Source organism: Thalassospira sp. A3_1 (genome assembly GCF_017744215.1).
Taxonomy (GTDB): domain Bacteria; phylum Pseudomonadota; class Alphaproteobacteria; order Rhodospirillales; family Thalassospiraceae; genus Thalassospira; species Thalassospira lucentensis_A.
On record NZ_JAGHQQ010000001.1, the window covers coordinates 1,224,629 to 1,244,007 of the forward strand.

Here is a 19,379-nt window from a genome sequence, read left to right on the forward strand (position 1 = left end):
ACAAAATTGGTGACGACACAAGCCTTAGAGGCAATCTGATGACCGAAAATGATACGGAGAAAATGGGGGGCTTCATTGCCCGCGAGCATCATAAGCTCCGCTTTACCGAACTTTGTGAGACCTTCTTTGCACGGCTCGTTTTGATGAAATGCCCAGACCCTAAACTTGAGCGAACAATAACTGTTCAGCTATCTCTCTGCGATTTCTTTCGAAAGGTCAGCAAAGAAGCGTTGGTGTCTAGTCTCGCAGCTGAAACGATTAGGCATACGCATAAAATGTCAGAACTTGTCGGTGATGCTCTGTCAGCTCTGACTGGAGTTGAAATGAGCCCCACAGGAGAAGAGAAAACCCTTCTTGAGCATTACCAAGATCATATCGCAACTCGACTCAAATGGCTGGAAACAGGTAGCGAGGTTGATGAGCTTGCTCCGTGTGTAGAGCGTGTTTCATGTGCGGAAGTTGATGGACTGCAAGTCTTTGACATAGCGGTCTGCCCGAAAGTTCTATGTGAAGAGGTTTCCAAACGTATCCCTTTTGCTTTGGAGCTTTCTTCAAAACTCCTCATGCTCCTTGCGACAGCCCAGAATCGACCCGGAGATTCTGGGCCGCGTATAGATTTCAGAAAGCAGGTGGAGCTTCTCGTAAATCAATTAGACGAACGGTTTGATACGACGGGAGAAACGGAATTCACCCTGCTGTCTAATAGAATTCCCTTTAGGTGGGCGATCCAAGTTTTTGACAACATGGATTTAACAATGCTTGGAATTGGCACTTCGGGGTTAGAGGATAAAATTCTTCTACCATTGTTCCTAGAAGTGAACGGTTATCTTGATCTGATTGACCTTGATTTGGAGAGTGATCCCCGCGAGCGAAACGATGTTGTTGTTCGCTATTTTGTTCGGCGGCCAGCAAAACAAAATATCTTTGGTGCTGTGGATGCGGGACTTAGTCCCCAAACGAGATCTTTGCTGAATGAAACTGAGCTCGTTCTGTATCATCGTTTACATCAGCACGTACGTCAGGGATTAGTGTTTGGTGGGAAAGCCGAACTTGAGCAGTCGTTTGGTGCAATATGCTCAGGGCTTCTTCGAAGAGCCTCGTTTTGTATCGAAGAACCGAGTCTCATGAGAGAGCTAGCCGAAGTTTGGCTGGAGCAGCATAAAGACGAAAAAACTCTTCAGATTGAAGACAAGTTTTTTCTACCATTTATCTATGAGCGCCTGCGGAGTGAATTTGGCGCACGCGTCGTCAAAAAGCCGGAACGCTTCGGTGGAGAGGCAGACATACTGTTTGATGATTCAATCCCCATTGAACTGAAAGTACGTCGCGGACGCAAAAAACCAATAGATTTGGCCGATATTGAGAAAGCTTTCCCTCCAGGTGGGCAAGCTGCATCTTATGCCGCCATCTCGCGTTTGGGATTCGTCTTGGTTCTTGATCTCCCTGAGGAGGATGCATCGGTGGTAAGTTTGGAGAACTGCGTGACCACTCTTGAACGTCGATATCCCGAAGACGCTATGTATCCAACGTGTATCGTAGTGATTGTGTTTCGGTGTGTTGCACGAAGCCCGAGTAAATCACGTTAAAGAAGCCAACTGCTTAAATTGCGCGATCTCAAGGGATGCTGCAGAATGGCCGCGAGGACTCATGGCACCGACAGTCTTGGGATTATTCACGGGCCTTCCGCCTTTTCAATAACGTATGAAGCAGGCCAATTTCTTGGGCGTTCCTTTTCATTGTCTTTGAAGCGCTCGATGGCGGATATATGTATGAGGCTATCTGGTGGAATATGGCGGGGCTCCCCCCTAGGAAAATAAAACCGTTTCCACCAGATTTTTCGTTCATGCCATTCTTGGCGATGTGCGTTCTTGGGCAGAAATTCCAGAAGTCTCCAGCCGGTCGTGAGGGATGTGTGTAAAAGGCCATCAGCCGATGGTTTGGTGTATTGGCGCGCATTGACCCTTGGGTGGCCAAGTACGATATGGTTGACCATTTGTGTGCGAATTCTCAGGCCCCTGTTTCGTGCTTGCGCTAGCATCCATCGTAACGGGAACTTGGACAGCGCACTTTCTTCTTCGACAAAGCCGCCGCCGATATCTGAATGACAACCGTTGAACCAGACCTCGCGCAGGTCTTGCTTTGTGTGATTAGTGGCCTGTGAATATCGGTTCGGTTGGAACTTCTGACTGTTCGCCCAGTTTTTCAGGCGGAACATCCGGCGGTATTCATGAATAGCCACGGCATGGCGAACCACCTTGACTGCCGGATTTATCGAGGCGAATGGTAGTTCTTCAAGGTGGAACTTTGGAAAGATGCTGAGCCATACCGGAACGATGACTGAGGACACCGTATCCCAAACGCCAAGAAACTCGATCGGAACCTGAGCATAGGGACGCACGATCTCGCGAAACTCATGGGCGGTAGCATAATTACTATCCTCTTTGGCATTTTTGTAGGCTTTAAGCGCATAGCCTGCAAAATTAGCCTGATGTTGGCGTAACAAACCTACAAGATAGATCATGCCAGCCAATACGCGAACCGTATATGCGCCTCTGCTAAAGCCAAACAGATATATTCGGTCGCCCTCACGGTAGTTTTCTACCAGAAAGCGGTATGCTGCCAATACGTCGCGATCCAGACCTTTCCCGGTCGCCATTTCAAAAGTGGCATGGGCCTTTTGCCGCCACTTTCCCCAACTGTCTGGCATTGCAACAGTGCCAATTCCCGGTTGGTAAAAGACCAGCTGCTGTTCACTCTTTTCTGCGATCCGATAGAGCTTAAGCACATTGGAAAGCTGCTTGCCAATTTCGTTGGTGGTGCCATCGCAACAGACAACAAGATTCCTGCCTGGGCCGACGCTGGAGCGCGACATGCGCGTTTTGGATGGGGTATCTGTCATGGCCTAACCTGACGCTGTGGCGATTTTTCTGAAACGTGGGAGCTCCGATAGGATCTCGAACAGTTTCAAGTTGTTCCTATGTGTTAATTATGAAAGTATATTCTATCTTTGGTTGCAACTATTTATACTTCGGAATTCACATAAAACTTGCACTGAGCTGTGAAGATGCCGCACGACCTCTCGCAGAATTCTGACCACGAGATTCCCGAAGACCTAGAGTGGTTGTTGGGCGCATTCCGGTTGGTAGACTTGCATGACTCAGCGCATGCTGTGGGAGTACCTGCGCAAGATGTCGTACTAGCACGCCCTGGCCGTGAGTTGCGCGGACTTTGGCTTGATGTCGCATTAGAGCTCTTTAACTATTTAACCGTTTCAGATTTTGAATCGCCAGGGGCATTTATTCCGATAGATCCCTTCATTGATCAAATCCAGCAGCGCCATCCTGAACTCGGCGTGACGGATGTGCAGTATGTCGTAAGGGTCTTGGCACGACCGACAGAGGTGCATTTCCTCTCGGGGCGAGAGGAAGAAATCAATCCAAAATCATTCGTTACCAAAGATACCGCACTGTTGGAGCGTTCGAGGTCTGGCGGGCTCGTGAGGCTCAGTGCGCGAGGGCATCAAACTGTTCAGATCGCTAAGTCCGCCAAAGAATGGATTTATACTGGAGATCTTAGTGATGGTGTCGTCAAAGCGTTGAGGTTGGGCGATTTTGGTAAAATGATCGCCCTTTGCGGCCAGATGGTCCGTAGTATTAATCGTGAAGCTGAACAGCTGGTTGCAGCAACCGAGCAACCGGGTTTTGGGCAACTGCGGCGTTACTATCTTGAGAACCGAGGTGCCTATCAGGAAACCATAGAAGGAGCACTCAAGACGCTTCTTGAGGTGCGCGAACACCTTGCCACGACATCCTGCGCAGAACGATTTCAACAATATACCGAAAAATATGGCGAGGGTGCTGTGCTGTGGGACCAGATCCGTCGTGCACCGCGTGAACTGGCGCAGTCACTCGAGGGGTTCTTGAAGCGCTTTCTTGAATGTATTGACAGAATGCAAGACCGCGGCGCGGTTATTGCACGCCACGTTGACTTTTCAAGGCTGGCACTACGTTTTGCGTATGACCCTTTAAGCGAAGCAGAAATGATGGGCATGGTTGATTTGCTGATGCCGCAATTGCCGCGGACGGTTGCACCTCATCCGGTGGATTTTAGAAACTTTATCATCAGCCGGACAACCAAGACTGAATCCAACCGAGTTCTCCTACCGCCCGCAGACGAAAATCTCTCACTTAAAGAACTCAAGTGTATCGATGCTTATGCCAAGCGCTTCGAACAGCGACTTGCAGAAGGACCTCTGCCGTTATCCGAGATTATTATGAATGGTTGGGTTGAAGAGAGCTCGATACGCTTAGTTGAGGAGTTGATATCAGATTTTAGTGCTCCACCCTTCTTTCAAATTGGACAAGTTCGTGTAGCGGTAGCGCTTCATGATCAAGTGAAGTTGTCGCTCGTCGATGGTGATTTCAGAGGTAACGATATCGTTCTTGTAAAGTGCGAAGAGGTGCCGAGTGATCGATGATAACCTCGGGCATTTGCTGACATTTATGTTGCGTCACAGAGAGGCGCGTCTTGGCTCAGGAACACGGAAAAGCCACCCGGGGGAGCTGGATGTTGCAAAGGCGTTAGACGATCTGGACATTCAGCAATGGGATGTTCTTGGAAAACTCGCTGAGGCATTTGGGTTTAAACTTGAAATTGTTGAAGGTGGTCCGGGACGCCCGGAAATCGGCGAGCGTACATTCCTGTTCTTGCGCAACCCGCAATCAGGAATGCCGGAGTTTGGTGGGAGCCATAGCGCGCTGGAGGCGATGAAGCGTCAAAAGAACGAAACCCAACAGACGGCGAGGACGTGGTGGATATTCATTTGGTCGCATCACATGGCCCTACTTTATGATGGAAGATCTCTAACTGAGGTTTCCCGCTTTACCGGGGCGGATTTTAGAAGAGAGCATCTGGTTGGATTGGTTATGTCAGGCATTGACACTTTGTCGAGAATTGACGTCGCCCCGGACAAACGGGCGATCTTTGCACAAATACTCCTTGAGGTGGATCCGCATCGAGAAGTTCAGATCAGGGTCGACTCATTTTTAATGACCATGACGGAAGCGGGATTGCTAGAGCAAGTTGGTGATGATGTTTTTCGGCAAACTCTCCTTGCGGCTAAAGAAGCCGCACATTCTGTCGAAATCGGTTTGGGTGACTTGTTTGAAATCCCGCTAGAAGACCCAGTTGAAGGAACCCTGAACCTTGCGACAGTGCAGGATCCAAATGCCAATATTGTGGGCCAATCGGATTCCGAGGAGTTTGATTGATGGCTTTGATTGGTGCGTTTGAGACGTCAAATTTCCTGAATATCAAAAAGGCCGGGAAGCCATGGAGGCCAAGGTTTCGCGCAACGCGTTTTCGATTTGGAGGATTTAACACAGCCGTCCAGATGACAAACGGGAAAGGCAAGACCTCTATCGTGTCAAGTGTGCTGGGTATTCTCTCTTTGGACGCTCGTCTATGCAAACGCATGAAGGAACGGATGGCACCGGAAAGTGCGGGTGTCTGGAGCCATGTTCGTGTTGAATTCATTGAGGTGGATATTCATCAGCCGGTCTATATGCATCGCGCATTTGGAGAGGATTTACCGGGAAAAAGAGTCACATTTGGCGCGTGCGGGTATGCCAACGGAGACGTCATATACTACTACTACCCCCGTGATTTGGATGCGGTACCGATTTCTCGCCTGTTAGACGATGGGGCAGAAGAGCTATATGCAAATTCTGAAGTCGAGGCTGCGATAAAAGCTATCCCTGGCAGTAAATGGAATGTGCGCCCAAGGAAGGATCGCATTGAGTGGCGATCCCTAGTTTACGCTTATATGCCCAAAAATGTTCTCGAGCGAAACGTCAATCATATTTTGCGTGGAGCTGGCGATCATTCCGAGCCGTTATTTAAAACGGAAAGAGTTAAGGGCAGGGACTTTGGCACCAGCTTCTTCTGGCAAAATATAGCGCCCGAGCTCATGGCGGGTCCGCGCATTCGAGAAATCATCAATGGGGCAGACGGGGATTGGAGCCAAGAAAGCCCATACTTCGAAGATAACGTCAGTGCCTCGGGTAGAAAGCTCAGCCGTACAAAGCGACAGCAGCGGTTGCGCGAGACGGAACTAAAGGAGCAAGAGGCAACGCTCAAAGACTTACAGCCTCTGGCTGATATGGGGGACGCTCTACAAAAAGCGGAAAGACAGCTGAATGAACGTATGTCTGTTGTGGCGCAAACTGTAGTCTTGCTACGTGATCTCGTTGACGAAAATCCGCTGCCAGGTTTGTTGCGTTCACCAACAACGACTATTGAGAATGAACTGGTGCGAGAGGTACTCGCCAATGTCGTCTGGGTACCAGCCCTTGAGGGCTCAAATACCGAAGGTGCACCCGCCCTATGGGGAGCATATCTGTTTAAAAAGTTCGCCACCGATCCCGAATTTAATTATAGACGATTCCTAGAAAATGTGCTTGGCGTGAATTATGGGAAGAAGGCGCGGCAAGTTATTGAAAGTACACTGTACATTGGGGTCGACTCGGGAAAACCTGTCAAACATAGTGGCGGTAAAGAGCCGACATGGTTGGTTTTAGGTGATCTGCTCAAAGTGATAGAGCGACATGATAGCTGGAGCATTTCAAAAGCCGCACTGATCGAGGCGATCAATCATGCGTTTGATATTCTTTCCAGCCAGATGGACTCCAACCCTCTACGCAAACACAGATCTGAAATGGAAGCAGATGCACATCATCTGTCGGAAAAATCAATTCTGCTCGCGCAAGAGTTGGCAGACACCCAGCAGCGTCTCGATCGCCGAAAACTCGAACATAAAGAATCTGAGGATTTACGCCGGTCTTACAATGACATGGTTGAGCGAGGATTCTCTGCTGAAGAACTGTCTGCGCCGATCCGGACTGAAGAGAAAATCCTGAACGAAAATGATCGCCTGGACGCTGAAGTCGAAGATAAGGTCGGCAGAAAAGCAGAACTGTCCAAGTCTTTTGAGGCATTCCATCAGTTTGGAAGAAAACACGAAAAAGGTCTCTCTTGGTCTCCAATTGAACATGCGGATCAGATTCAAAAGAACTGTGATGCGGAGGGGAAAAGACTGGAGCAGTGCAAGCGCGATCTCAGCGAAAGCGAACAGTTGCTTAAGTCGAGCGAGGACAAATTAAATGCCTATAGGAAGCAGATCGACCAGCTTCATACTGAGTTGAAGAGGCTTGAAACTTTTGCGTCAGAAGACAGCGAATACACAGCTCTGTTTGGCGACCTTGAGCCCAATGACTCGTTTGAAGATCAACTACTTGACGCTTCGTTCAAGAGTAACAAAGCACTAGATGACGCACGGCGAAACCATCATGACCTTTCTGGTCTTAAACAATCGAGTTCGCTCTTTGAGATAGAATGCCCAGAGGCAGAGCCAGATACCTGGTTGGAATGGGCCCGTAACCAACGTGGCCAGTTGATCGTCGATATCGGTCACGAACAGGAAACTCAGACCACTTTACATCTCCAACTCAGAAGCCTCGAACACGCATGTGTGTCCCCATCTGGCGACGTTTTACGTGCGTTCTCGCTTCTAACTGAGGATCAAAGCTACAAATCGGTGAGCGATGTGATCCTTGAATGTATCTCCAGTGACACGGAACGCAAAAAGCTCGCGAGCCAATTCGGGGCGTTCCTTGCTGTTCCCGTTTTCAAGAATCCTAAAGATGCATTGGCTATGCGCCAGGCATTGGATAGAGAAGATTTGCAGGTTCCTGTTTTTCTTGAGGAAGGCCTCAAAGACTTTCTGAACAGGGAAACAAACGGGATATCCTGGGAAGGCGGTGTCTCGTCAGGTTTGATGTTGGGAGAGTATAACGATGTGATCGCAGCGCTCGTTGAACCGGAAGCACTTGAGCGTCGGAAAAAGCAATTGCGTGCAGACATTAAGTCAAGTGAAGCAAGGCTTGAGCATACTAGAGAAGAGCTTGAGCGCATAGGTGAGCAAAGCTCATTATCTTTGTCAGCAGTTGCTTTATCAGGTTTTAAAAACGCCGGTGGTGATCAAGCGATGGCCTCACTTGAGAGTTCCATCGTCGGTTTGGAAGAGGCGTCCGCTCTGGCAAAGCAGCGGATCACAAGACGAGCATTTACACTTATCTCCAATCGACGGGAATTCCTCAAAGCGGGCGGAGCTGAAAACCTGACGATCTTGAAGAGAGATTACCTATCACTTACGAATCAGATTGAAGAGTTAGAAGCCCAGCGTGAGCACCTGGGTGAAACCGTCGAACACAGGTCTGTCCAAAAGACTGCCGCTGAAGAGAAACTGTTAGGATTCACCTCACAGTTGGCAATGATTGAAGTTCTGAAAGAATGGCAGCGTTTACTTGATCAAGGGGAATTTGAGTGGCTCAAGCATGCTGAGGCTGAAATTGCAGCGCAAAAGGCGATTCTAAAGGAAAACCGAGATCGGTTGCGTGGCATTAATTTCGAAAAAGCCCAGAAATATGTAGATTGTCAACAGGACATTGAAAACATCAAGGACGAGCTTGAGGCAACGCAGGCAAAACACGAAGAACTGAGTGGTGCAGTTTCTCAGGCAAAAGGAGATGTAAACCTCCTGCGGGCAAAGATTGAGCGCGCGCTAGTTTTGGAAGGGCGGCTCGATCAGCTGGTGTCCGCAATCTGCTACCGTTATGTGGACGCCTATGGCTTCGTGCAGAATTTCAAGGACAAAGAAGGTGCATCAGATGGGAGGCTGGCACAGGACCCCTTGTTCCAGAGGTTCGAATTCATAAGAAGATACCTTGTTGATAAAGATAGATATTTTATCGAAGAAGAGGGCTTTATTGAGCATGTCAGCATGATTTGCGACGAGCTTGGAACTAAACGAAGTGAGGCCGAGCGTTTGGCTAGAGACGCGTTAAAGGCCGTGGAATCGGCACGTAAGGCTTTCATGACGGAAAAGGAAAAGCTCTCCAACACTGGTGAAGCAGATGACGATATCAAAGGTCCTATTTTTAGACGTATCGCACGCGCCGAACCATCTGATGTAAGGACTCTGGTTGACGAGATAAAGGGGAAAATCGATGATCAAAGGGAGCTTCTCGAAGCAATCCAGCGGGACGTCAAAAAGAATAAAGACAGCTTGATGAAGGTGTGGAAAACGCTTCTTGATGACGGCGTAAATGTACATCTTGGATATCTCAAAGAAGTCCTCGCAAAAACGCCAGATGCAACGTTCAAGATCGAGATTGAAACCGCTGCTCCCGAGCTATGGGAGAGTATTCTTGAGCAGGTTCTTGAAGAGATTGAGATAACCGAAGAGCGGGAAGCTAATACCAAGAGCGAACCAACTTCCGCGGAATTGACACGTAACAGAGCTCAAGCACGTGATCGAATTGCAAAAATCATTTATCCGCGGCTGTTTCCAGAAGCAAAAATTGCGGTGCAACACAACTCGATTGGGGGAAGGCCCTTTCCTTTTGACCGGGAGGGTGTGAGTGAAGGTCAATATGCGGCGTTGGAATTGTTGTGGACTGTAAAGCTCGCTGAATTTGCCTTTAAGAGAGACGCGTTAGAAAAGGGCTCGGCGCTAGGGCTGTCACCGATTCTAAGAAGGAAAGCTGAAAATGCGGCGCAGGGCATTTTGATAATTGATGGTCTGTTCTCCAATTTGTCAGATGAAAGCTTAATTGATCTGTCTCTCGGAGGTAGTCTGGAACTCCAAAGTAACCTTCAGATTATCGGCTTTATTCACCCTCCTCACTACCGGAACAATTTCGACATTTTCCCTCGTTTTATCGTTGGTAAGCCGGCAGGTGGCATCGGCGAGGACGGTGAGCACGTATGGACGAATGTCGATATTGAGCTCGGAAACGGGGCCAAATTGAAAATCAGGCCAGGGGAAGTGGTGATGGCAAATATGCAGGGCCAACGAAGACAGAAAGACGCTACGCAAAACAGGAATCAGGTTATCGACGACCTTTTCGATGATCAATCGGCAACGCATTAAACTCAATTCTTTGGGGCTTTAGGGCTGATATGAGTATTCTGTTGCAAGATGGTGATCTCGATATTGTGCGTGCCGCACTGCGATCAGGCACAAGAACCGGAACTATAAGGAAGTCGAGATTGTGGGTACTTCTCGAAGAGAGGTTACCTGAGCGCTTTGATACACCAATGATCATAGAGTCATTGCGAGAGCTCCAAGCGTTGGGTGAGCTTCGGGGCGTGTTCAGCCATGGTATGAGGCCCCTGCGCAACGTCCAACTTGATCTCAAACGAGAAGACATCCCTGCCGAGTATGCCCGATGGCAAGAGGTTATTGCGAAGTACCAAGATAAACTGAATGTTCCACAAAAAGCGGCACTACAGCGTGTCTCATCCTCAGTGTTGGAACTGTCCGAAGCTGATCAAATATCAATACTCGAAGGCTTGATTGCAATTTTCAACGATAAAGGGGTAAGTCACCGAGATCCATATATCACTTCGGCGAAACACTTGCTTGGCTCGTCCAAGGCTTTGGACACACTGGGTGCGCCAGTGGCTGAGGCCTTTGGGGTTGCCAAAGACGCCGGATATAATCGGGTTCAATATGTCCTGACAGCAGGTCCAAGACTAGAAGATGCAGATGCTATCGTTTTCATAGAAAATATGGCCGCATTTACTGCCTTTTCTCAGTCTCCGTCTAAACGTTCGATCATTGGAATCTGTTCATTCGGGTACGGCATCTCGTTGGAAAATCTTGGCGAGAGATTGCTGATGGGTAAGGTCGTGTCTTGTCCTGTGGACAATACGCGCCAAGAGTTGTCCACCCTCATCAAAAGCGATAAGACCAAACTATTCTGGGGGGACTTGGATCGAGAAGCGCTCAGAATCTTTGAGAAGCTTAGATACAGGATTCCCGAGCTGAGATTGTCTGCTGCTTACGGCTATATGATCGAGGAATTTGAGCGCCGTGGTGGTCACCCCTATGGAGCGTTCTCAGGAAAAAGCGGCCAGCAGCGGACCGCATCAGATGCCTCAGATAAGCTCCGTTTGATTATGGACCTTGTTAGATCTCGCGCATTTGATCAAGAAGCCGTGTGTGATCCTTGGTTAGGGGACATTGTTGGTGACGTTTGGGAATGAGCCGACAGGTTTCCGAGAAAAGAATTTATCCTTCAACAAGATCTAGTTGGCAGTTGCCCCCGCATGGAGGAAACAGTCTTGTGTTTGGCACATAGCTATTATCAAATGTCAGTAGCAAATGCCCAAGTTGAGTGGGAGAGCGTTTACGCGCTTCAGCAGTCTCCAGCTTGTGATCCCAATCTTCATCTTTATGGCGGTCGATAGTGATTTGTCGCGGATGATAAAAAGTGTTTTGGGGACCATAAGAATAAACAATGCGATTAAAGCCGCAGTAGTCTGGGCCTGGAACTCGCCTAAATCGCATATCTGCACCGTGATGTGGTGCTACAAGTGCAGTAAAAGCTGTAATAGCTCTACTCAGACAATTGGGTATAACGTTGTATCTGGCATCGCCCGGGAGCAATATACGCCTATCCAGAATTTGATGAGTTGCGATCAAAGCTAGCCCAGAATGATTCCGTCCTCGCCCCTGGCATTTGATCAATTCTACAGAACCTACACGTATGCTTCCTATATTATTTGGATAAATCAGTAATTTTCCTTTGCTGTCTATGTTGGCGGCTAATGTGCGATGCACAGCTCCTAATGTTTGGCGTGGTACAATCCAAGTATGTTGAAGAATGCCTGAGTCTCTCTGAGCCGATGACCAGTGATCCCAATCCCAGTGAGATAGAATTACTGGCTGCTTAAGTGATTTGCAGAAGTGACGCAGTTTGGTCGGAAAGGTCGATTGGTTAGCCAGAGCTCCTCCTCCAAAGTCAAAGTACAATGTTGGAGCTGGGGAATACACGTTTCTAAGCAGTGCATTACAGTTACCCTGACCAACATCGTAGACCGCTACACCTTCAACCGAGTTGCACGAGGGATTGAGGGTCTTCTTTATATCACTCACCGTCGCATCTTTAATGTCATCGAGGTCAAAGCAGTCTCCGAGACTTTTTTCAAACTCAGCAGATACTCTTTGAGGTGACGCTATCACCCTTGAAACTGGAGGAGAGAACAGGCCAAAATATTGATCAACAGGGATGCCATCGTTCGCAAATTCTAGAAGATACCAGTTACCTCTCTCCTCTATTTCATCTGTTGGGGCATCTATTTCATGTCTCAGTGAATCTAGCTCATCTGTTGAGACATATTTTCCAAAGAGCAGGCTTCTTTTTCCCACAATGATCGATATGGGCGCTACCTTAAACCAGTTTATTGAAGCATCTTGGTGTTTTCGTTCAGAACGATATTTTTTCCAAGTACGGTTGAACCAGTCTGCGTCAACAGTATCAAAATATACATATGAGTCGGATTGTGAGCCTACCCCGTCGAGAGACTCAATTTTATCGAGTTTTGCGTAAACGGCTCTCGGTTTTTCAATAACCGGATCCCCTGAAAAAAAGTTGTTGAACACGGTTAGCCTCCCAACCTTGGATACGGTTGTTAATTTGATGCATCTAATTTAATTATGCAACTATTGGTGTATATTTTGTAACAGGATAATAGATCAATGAGGACATAAAGTCTGACGTCATTGGTCAGAGTTCATAAACAGATTATCGTTTCATTTTCCCATTGAAGTTTTGATTTTAGGTCAAAAATTATCAATTGTTCTTGGTTTGTTTTTTCTGTTACCGTCTTTTTCTAACGATTTGCTCTTAATACAGGATTCGGAACGATCGAATCAGGTAACTCCTTTCTCGAACTCGCCAACCGGGCGGGACGCATTATGGATCAGGCGCTGGCACCTTCAACGCGCACACGGTATCTCGCATCCTGGCGACGATACGAAGCCTGGTGTGCGGCCAAGGGCATTGAAAAGCCAAATTCCGACCCTAAGACGATTACGCTCTTTCTGACAGAGCGCTCAGCCAAAGTGGGACAAAGTGCTCTCGAACAAGATCTCGCGGCCATCCACTTTATGTGTGCGATGAACGGTCTGGAGTTTAAGGATCCTCGAAACTATTTGCGTCGTTTCATGCGAGGTATTCGCCGGGAGCGAGGTCATGATCCCAAACGCAAACGCATGATCGCTCCCGTGTTATTGGGGCAAATGCTGGATCATTTGCCAGAGAACGGTCCAAAGGCGTCCCGGGATAGGGCCGCTTTGCTGATCGGATTCTCTCTGGCATTAAGGCGCTCCGAGATTGTTGCAATCGGTTGGGATGACATTGTTTTTGAAGATGCTCACCTGATCGTACGTCTGAAGCCATCAAAGAACCACAGCGATGCCGTCTTCCAGTGGATACCCAAAGTGCCGTCGTCGCTTTGCGCCTTTAATGCGATGGAACACTGGTACCAGTTGAGTAACAGACCCATTGATGGTCCCTGTTTTCCTGCAATCCGCGATGGAAAAATTCAAAAAAGAGCGGTTTCTGACCGCTACATAAATCGTCTGGTAAAGCGATTGCTGTTGTTGTGTGACAAGGTTCCCCAAGAGTTCGGCGCACACTCACTACGAAGCGGAATAGCAACAACTGCGCATTGGGAGGGTCTCTCGGATGCGGATATCCGCAAGATTACCCGCCACAAAAGTACCGGTGGCCTTTTACCTTATCTGCAGCCCAAAGATGGCCTGTTGCATGAACAGATTTTTCGATCTTTCGATAATGAAGGAGGACGCGCAGGATCGAGAAAATAGTTTGTTAAGCGCACAATATATTCTGTCGTCTGGTGTTGCTTTCAGACACGGGACACCTGATGAATTTGGTAAAACACACATGTTGGGGGTCCATGTCTGATCGCATCCCGTCTATTGAAACACCGCAACTGCGTACTGCTCCTTTTAGAACCCCCCACATTCTTCTCGATGTCGTCGGTTTCACACATGATCCCATAGAATCTCCAAATCTTGGCTATCGTGCAGACCAGATTTGGGGTCTCGCCAAATTTGCGCCTTGTGAGGACGTTTTTCCGACATCGAAGAATAAATCGGGAATTGATGTTGTTACGTATCTGGCTGCTCGGGCGCAAACCGAGAGCTGGGTTTACCGCAAGTTTCCAGTGCGAGAATTCGGATTGATGAGAGAGGGGCGTGTTTGGAATAATCGCATTCACTCACCTATTCCTGATCTGGAAGTCTTCCATGCGACTCTTGATCCCAAGACTGCGCGGCTTGAGTGGCTCACCCATAGTATAGACCACTATCAGTGGATCAATATTCCAGACAATCTGGAGAAGTTTGGTCCATTAGAACTTCCCTCTCCCCGATTACTCGTTTCCGGTCGGCTAAAGGGGGCAGATCACCAAACACAATTCATTATGAGTTGTGCAGATTTTCTCTGGTATCTGACTGGATATTGTTCTGAGCTGTTAGTTGGCCTGATGAACGGGAAAACGCAGCCCGTTGTCGAACGGTTTTACCGTGAGCCATTTGAGCTTGAGCATGGGCATATTCGAATCTATCCAAAAAACTACAACGCTGGCGCCAAATTTGCGGCGGCGATTGAGTTGGCTAACATTTTATCAATGGGAAAGAATGCGGAAGCATTTTTGGGGCAATGTGGTTCGCTGATTTTGAAGGGGTTAAGCCCGTATCGTTGGCCAATTTGTCCACCAAGATTGATTTTGCCATTTAGCGATCCGTTTGAAATCAAGTTCGCGGGCTTCTCAGCAGGCCTTACATCTGACATTCGCCTACCTCTGGAATATGACATCACCGAAAGCTCCCATGCGATTAACGTTCTTCAAATTCAGAGAATTAGAGCGTTGCGCTTGGCATCTACGATTCAGGTCGTTGTTCCGGCAAAGCCTGAGAAAATGGCGTTTGAAACGGAAGATGGAGTATTTTCAGTCACGAGAGCCGGTGGGCAAGAGATCATCGGTGTAACGTCCGAGCCGGCTGATCTGGGGTTTGATGGGGAAACTCTGAATCTGGAAGCCAGTGACTTTGTTCCGCCAAACGCAGACATTCGCATTGAAAAGCACTTGGAAGAGCTGGAGCAAAACCAGATAGGTCCAAAATACCAGTTTGTTGAGGGTGATGTTGCAAGCGGGTCATTTGCGGAGCCCTTCTCGAGCGGGACTTTGCACTCAACACTGGAGTTTTCTCCAGATGTAGACATCGAAATAGCGCAGCAGTTACGCAAACGAAAAGCGACGGTCGCGCGTGACCTGTTCGGTTGTTCACCGAAAATCCCTTTACCTTTTCACCTCGTTGAATTGGTGGACGATGGTCAAAGTGAAGAGCTGCGGCCAGAGCCAGGTGGGGATCCGATCGATTACCCGTTACCTGATTTGGCAAGAGCTTTGGCAACTCTCCAGAGAAAAACCGGAAATCGAATCGCAACACTCGGAGATGATTGGATTCCTGTAGCTGACGGTAAATTTGCTGTAATTGAGTTTCCGAGTACACGCGAATGGCCGGGATGTATTCCACTCAGAAAGGCTGGCAACGGCCGAAATTTACTGGTGATGGTTTGTCGGGTGCCCAACCGCGGAAAATTTAGTTATTTGATGTTTATTGAGCGAAGATTGCGCAACGGCCTCTATGAAGGACGCCCAGCATTTGTCGCTCATCCAGTCACTTTGTTGAAGCTTCCTGTCCGTTTGATTAGGGATATTCTGTATTTCACGATGCGGGCGGACCACGAAGTAGACGGGATGAACGGTTGGCCTACCACGTTAGATTTGTTGAGTACCGTGAACTGCTACGCCAAAAGATTGGAACGTGACGATCCCAAGCCTGAAAACATGCCCCTGATCATTGAAGAACTTTTGCAGCTATCCTAGTTTGGAGAAAATGTCAGGTAACGTGTGGCGGTTTCGCTAAGTGCCGGATGCGGATTTTTTAAATCTTTAAGCAGGAACGAATGCCAGCAATCTGCACGCATCGCATATGCAATAAGCCGCCATGGCCAGTCTTGAAGTGCCCGGCCGACGATGGCCATGAGTTTGTGTCTATCTTCACAACTGAGGCTCTCCAGCCTTTGCGATTTTTGTTCCCCTTCAAAGCTAAATTCGGGGCCGCCTGACATTTCTCGTATGACTTCCCGTAACCTTGCGACACGAGGTGCTCGATGATGCAATATGCTCATGAGGTCATAAACGAGTTTGGCATACGATTGAGGGGATGGCATCGGTACATCCCAGAAAAGTGTTCCTGTACGAAAACCCTGTTCGAGCCTTTTCTGCAGTCTTTCTGCATGACTGTCTATTGGTAAAGCTTCAGCTTCCCGGCGATCAAACCCGCAAGAATGACAGGTATGCCAAGGACTGCGATGAAGACATACAGGCTCGCCGCACTGCCAACATCGATCATGCAGTCTTTGAGAATGGATTGTGCATTGAGTAATGAACACAAGCCGCCACGACAATCGGTAGTAACCCTCATCAGCCAAACATTGAGGGCAGAAGGCTTGGCCATATTTACGATGGGTTCTGTGATAAACTCCCAGAACTGTAATCATCTGCTGCACATTGTTCGGCTTCAGCATGGGAAACACGCGTCGTTCCAAAAGATGGATGGTTGTTTCGGCGGCCGCTGAAATTGGCGTGCCTGTCAGACGGGCAAGGTCGCAGACAATCTGTTTATCTGTTGGTCGGTCAGTATCCCGTGTAAAAAAATGCTGATGCTTTGACAGGAAATGGCAGAAGGTACCGACAGGTATGCCGTTTGCGTTCGCGACGCGGATCAGCCAGCTTGTGAAAGACTCATCGACTTGAGGCTTTGGGCGAACCGGTAACATGGTCATTTACCCGGCAATTTGTTCGGCTTCTGCTTTGCGGCGTGAAGGTGATGTATAGTCCGCAATTTCAAAATGATGTGGTTTGAGATGAGCGGAACTTTCATCAAGCGCAATGAAAGTCGCTTCTTTCACATACGAAACCATCTCTCCAACGGTCCGTTCTGAAATTGTTAGAATGGTCCTCGCCAGTTCAGATTTATGCAGGTTCGATGGCTCTGGAAGTGGCAAAGTAGATTCGAGAAAATAGAGAAACCTTCGATAATCCTTTCCGTCTTTCCATTCAGGAAGGTTATATGGCTTGAAGCGATTAGCCAGCTGATCATCGGTTTGGATGGTCCGGATGGCTTTCTTGGTGCCGGCACAGATAAAGGAAAGCCTAAGCTCATTGCTCAGAAAGCGCAGCATATTGAGGAACTGACGCTGCTGGGTAAATTTGCCCTCCGAGATGTTATGAAGTTCATCAATAATGATGAGGCGCGTACCGACGCCCTTAAGAACGTGCAGTACCTGGCTTTCGAGATTTGCTGTTGTATCGCTGGGTCGGTGAACAGCTCCAACTTTATCGAGGACCTGTTTGTAGAATCGTCGAAGTTCAGGCCCTGGTGGCATCGTGATAAAAATAACCGGGATTTGGTCAGCTTCTTCCTCTGGAATTGAGCGACGCGGATGACGGCTCAGAGCTTCCTCCAAAATCATGGTTTTCCCATTATTGGTTTCGCCGACCAGCATCATGGATGGCATGCGGTGCGTTGGCGGGTGCTTGATCATTGCTTCGATCTTTTCAAGCATTCGATTGCCAGTATCGTAAGGGAACCATTTAGGGGTGTTCAGCCAATGAATCTGTTCGTCCCGTGATGCCTCCAGATATTTTGCCGCTTCACTATGAAGGTGCTCAGTCATCGAATTTTGATCTCCGATTCAATCATTGAGGGATCGAATTCAAATTCCAGATCGTCATCGGATAGCGTCTCCCGAGGCTCGGTCGGAGCAGGCTTGGCCGCGTGCGTTTGCGACGCATGAGGATTCATGCGGCGCTTTTCGGTTCTACGCTGCTTTTTTGCCTTCTGAGTGGAAGCCACTGACTCTGCGATGCGGTTCTGCATAGCTTCATAACCGGCAAAAATACGCCCTTCATCGACCTGGTCTTTACCCTCTCGCCGCATCCTATCCTTGATATGTCTGAGCTCCCAAATGCTCATGGGAGGCTGGCTCGGGTCGCGATAGGGAAGCTCATAGTATGTCTTGTCTTCTGGGTGATAGAGATACAGCGTCGAAATATCTCTAGGGTCGCGTCGAAGTTCAAACTTCCGCTTGTCCCCATCAAACAATATCTGTCCCAGAATGTCAGAATAGTAGTTGATGCCGTCAACACGTACGCCATATCGCTGAACGGTGCGTGTCATGACAGGTAGAAAATCGATCAGGAATGTTTTTTGATTGCTGGGCAAACGTGGGCGCCGGACAATTGAACGGGGATCATTTTCACCAAAACCCTGTTCGAACTTTGCAGCGGGAGGCATGCCAATACCTTGGTGGAGCCTCTGATTGTAGACGTTAACAATAAACTCCAGAAGGTAACCTTCCAACTCCTTGAGGGTCATACAGGCTCGTCCCTGGGAGTCGTACTCGCCCCGATGATGACTGCTGGAGAAAGTCGTACCGGGAATATTATGGGATCTATGGTTCAGCGTTTTGATGAAACGCTCAATCACAGCACCAAATTGCGGTGCTCCTTTAGGACGATAGTCAAGGGAAATACCGTGTTGATCGCAGCCTCGTTTGAAGGCTGCGCTATGGAAATCTGAGCCGTTATCGACGAAAATTTTCTCCGGAAGTCCCTGCATTGACCAATTGCCCGAGATTTTATGTTCACGCAGCAGTTGCTCTTTGGGTAGGACAGCTTGTGTCAGACAGAGGGCGGTAGATAGTGAGCTTGGCGCTCCGAAAGAAAGATAAAAGCCCGTGCAGGCGCGGCTGTATGAATCGACGGCCGACGTGATCCAGGCTCTATCAATTCCTTCGCGTTCATTAGGGTCAACAAGAGTAATATCGGTCGGGGTGTGGTCGATTTGGGCTTGTTCGAGAGGACGAGTTGCCGTGGTTGCAGAACCCTTGTGTGGCTCAAAAAGATGTTTCGCTTTCTTTTTAGAATAGCGATGTTCTGTCGCTATGAAAGCCGGGACGTCTGCAATTCGACGATAAATGGTAGGTTTTGAAGGAGGTGAAAGTTTGGCTTTGAAACACTGCAACTCGACTTCTTCGACAACACGTGCCCGTATCGGACGCTCTTTTGTCAGATAAAGGTTTTTAATTACATCAGAGATAATTTTTTCGACGTCGGGATGGAGGCGTTGTTTGGTCTTGTTGCCTCTGTTAAGGCCAACCACAAGACTCGAAGTCTGATGATCCTTCCTGAAATTTTTTACCCAGCGGTAAAACGTCGGGACACTGCAATTCAATTTAGCAGCAAAATCTGCAGCCAGTTCTTTGGTCGGGCTGGCAATTTCAAGCCATCGTTCAATAACTTGCCGACGTTCGAGCGCGCTATCCCAACGCTCGTCGTCAATTTTGTCTGGCTGAGTGTTTTGGAATGTCAAA

Annotated in this window: 12 protein-coding genes; 7 read left to right on the plus strand and 5 right to left on the minus strand. The window is 48.4% G+C overall.

Features of this window, described 5'->3' with window-relative positions:
- Positions 1 to 38: 38 nt before the first annotated feature.
- Positions 39 to 1,586 (plus strand): hypothetical protein, encoded by a 1,548-nt coding sequence (locus J7395_RS05495; RefSeq protein WP_063086220.1) that lies wholly within the window; start codon positions 39 to 41, stop codon positions 1,584 to 1,586.
- A gap of 86 nt (positions 1,587 to 1,672) precedes the next feature.
- On the opposite strand, the gene J7395_RS05500 is transcribed toward J7395_RS05495, so the two are convergent.
- Positions 1,673 to 2,899, minus strand: a complete 1,227-nt coding sequence (locus J7395_RS05500; protein ID WP_083952713.1) for a DUF2235 domain-containing protein — start codon at positions 2,897 to 2,899, stop codon at positions 1,673 to 1,675.
- A gap of 165 nt (positions 2,900 to 3,064) precedes the next feature.
- Between J7395_RS05500 and J7395_RS05505 the strand changes: the two genes are divergently transcribed.
- The 4 genes from J7395_RS05505 (at position 3,065) to J7395_RS05520 (ending at position 11,109) form a co-directional block, all read left to right on the plus strand.
- Positions 3,065 to 4,477, plus strand: coding sequence for a hypothetical protein (locus tag J7395_RS05505; RefSeq protein ID WP_063086219.1), 1,413 nt, complete (start codon positions 3,065 to 3,067; stop codon positions 4,475 to 4,477).
- Complete coding sequence (locus J7395_RS05510) at positions 4,467 to 5,270, plus strand: hypothetical protein (protein ID WP_063086218.1); 804 nt, start codon at positions 4,467 to 4,469, stop codon at positions 5,268 to 5,270. The genes J7395_RS05505 and J7395_RS05510 overlap by 11 nt, the downstream gene beginning before the upstream one ends.
- Positions 5,270 to 9,991, plus strand: coding sequence for a hypothetical protein (locus J7395_RS05515; protein WP_209220773.1), 4,722 nt, complete (start codon positions 5,270 to 5,272; stop codon positions 9,989 to 9,991). Before J7395_RS05510 ends, J7395_RS05515 begins: the two co-directional genes overlap by 1 nt.
- Positions 9,992 to 10,110: 119 nt before the next feature.
- Entirely contained in the window at positions 10,111 to 11,109 is a 999-nt protein-coding gene (locus tag J7395_RS05520) for a Wadjet anti-phage system protein JetD domain-containing protein (RefSeq protein ID WP_063086213.1), read from the plus strand.
- A 25-nt stretch (positions 11,110 to 11,134) separates the two neighbouring features.
- Here J7395_RS05520 and J7395_RS05525 read toward each other — a convergent pair whose 3' ends face one another.
- Positions 11,135 to 12,508: a hypothetical protein gene (locus J7395_RS05525; protein ID WP_143588683.1), complete on the minus strand. Its 1,374-nt coding sequence runs from the start codon at positions 12,506 to 12,508 to the stop codon at positions 11,135 to 11,137.
- A gap of 315 nt (positions 12,509 to 12,823) precedes the next feature.
- On the opposite strand from J7395_RS05525, the gene J7395_RS05530 reads away from it, so the two are divergent.
- On the plus strand, positions 12,824 to 13,735 hold the full coding sequence (locus tag J7395_RS05530; protein WP_063086209.1) for a tyrosine-type recombinase/integrase: 912 nt from the start codon (positions 12,824 to 12,826) through the stop codon (positions 13,733 to 13,735).
- 92 nt (positions 13,736 to 13,827) lie between these two features.
- Complete coding sequence (locus J7395_RS05535) at positions 13,828 to 15,825, plus strand: hypothetical protein (protein ID WP_143588684.1); 1,998 nt, start codon at positions 13,828 to 13,830, stop codon at positions 15,823 to 15,825.
- Here J7395_RS05535 and J7395_RS05540 read toward each other — a convergent pair.
- The 3 genes from J7395_RS05540 to J7395_RS05550 are packed head-to-tail and all read right to left on the minus strand — an operon-like array spanning position 15,822 to position 19,378.
- Entirely contained in the window at positions 15,822 to 16,781 is a 960-nt protein-coding gene (locus tag J7395_RS05540) for a TniQ family protein (protein ID WP_168173391.1), read from the minus strand. The genes J7395_RS05535 and J7395_RS05540 overlap by 4 nt on opposite strands.
- Before the next feature lie 6 nt (positions 16,782 to 16,787).
- Positions 16,788 to 17,681: a TniB family NTP-binding protein gene (locus tag J7395_RS05545; RefSeq protein ID WP_083952717.1), complete on the minus strand. Its 894-nt coding sequence runs from the start codon at positions 17,679 to 17,681 to the stop codon at positions 16,788 to 16,790.
- Positions 17,678 to 19,378, minus strand: a complete 1,701-nt coding sequence (locus J7395_RS05550) for a Mu transposase C-terminal domain-containing protein (RefSeq protein WP_083952718.1) — start codon at positions 19,376 to 19,378, stop codon at positions 17,678 to 17,680. Before J7395_RS05550 ends, J7395_RS05545 begins: the two co-directional genes overlap by 4 nt.
- Position 19,379 lies beyond the last annotated feature (1 nt).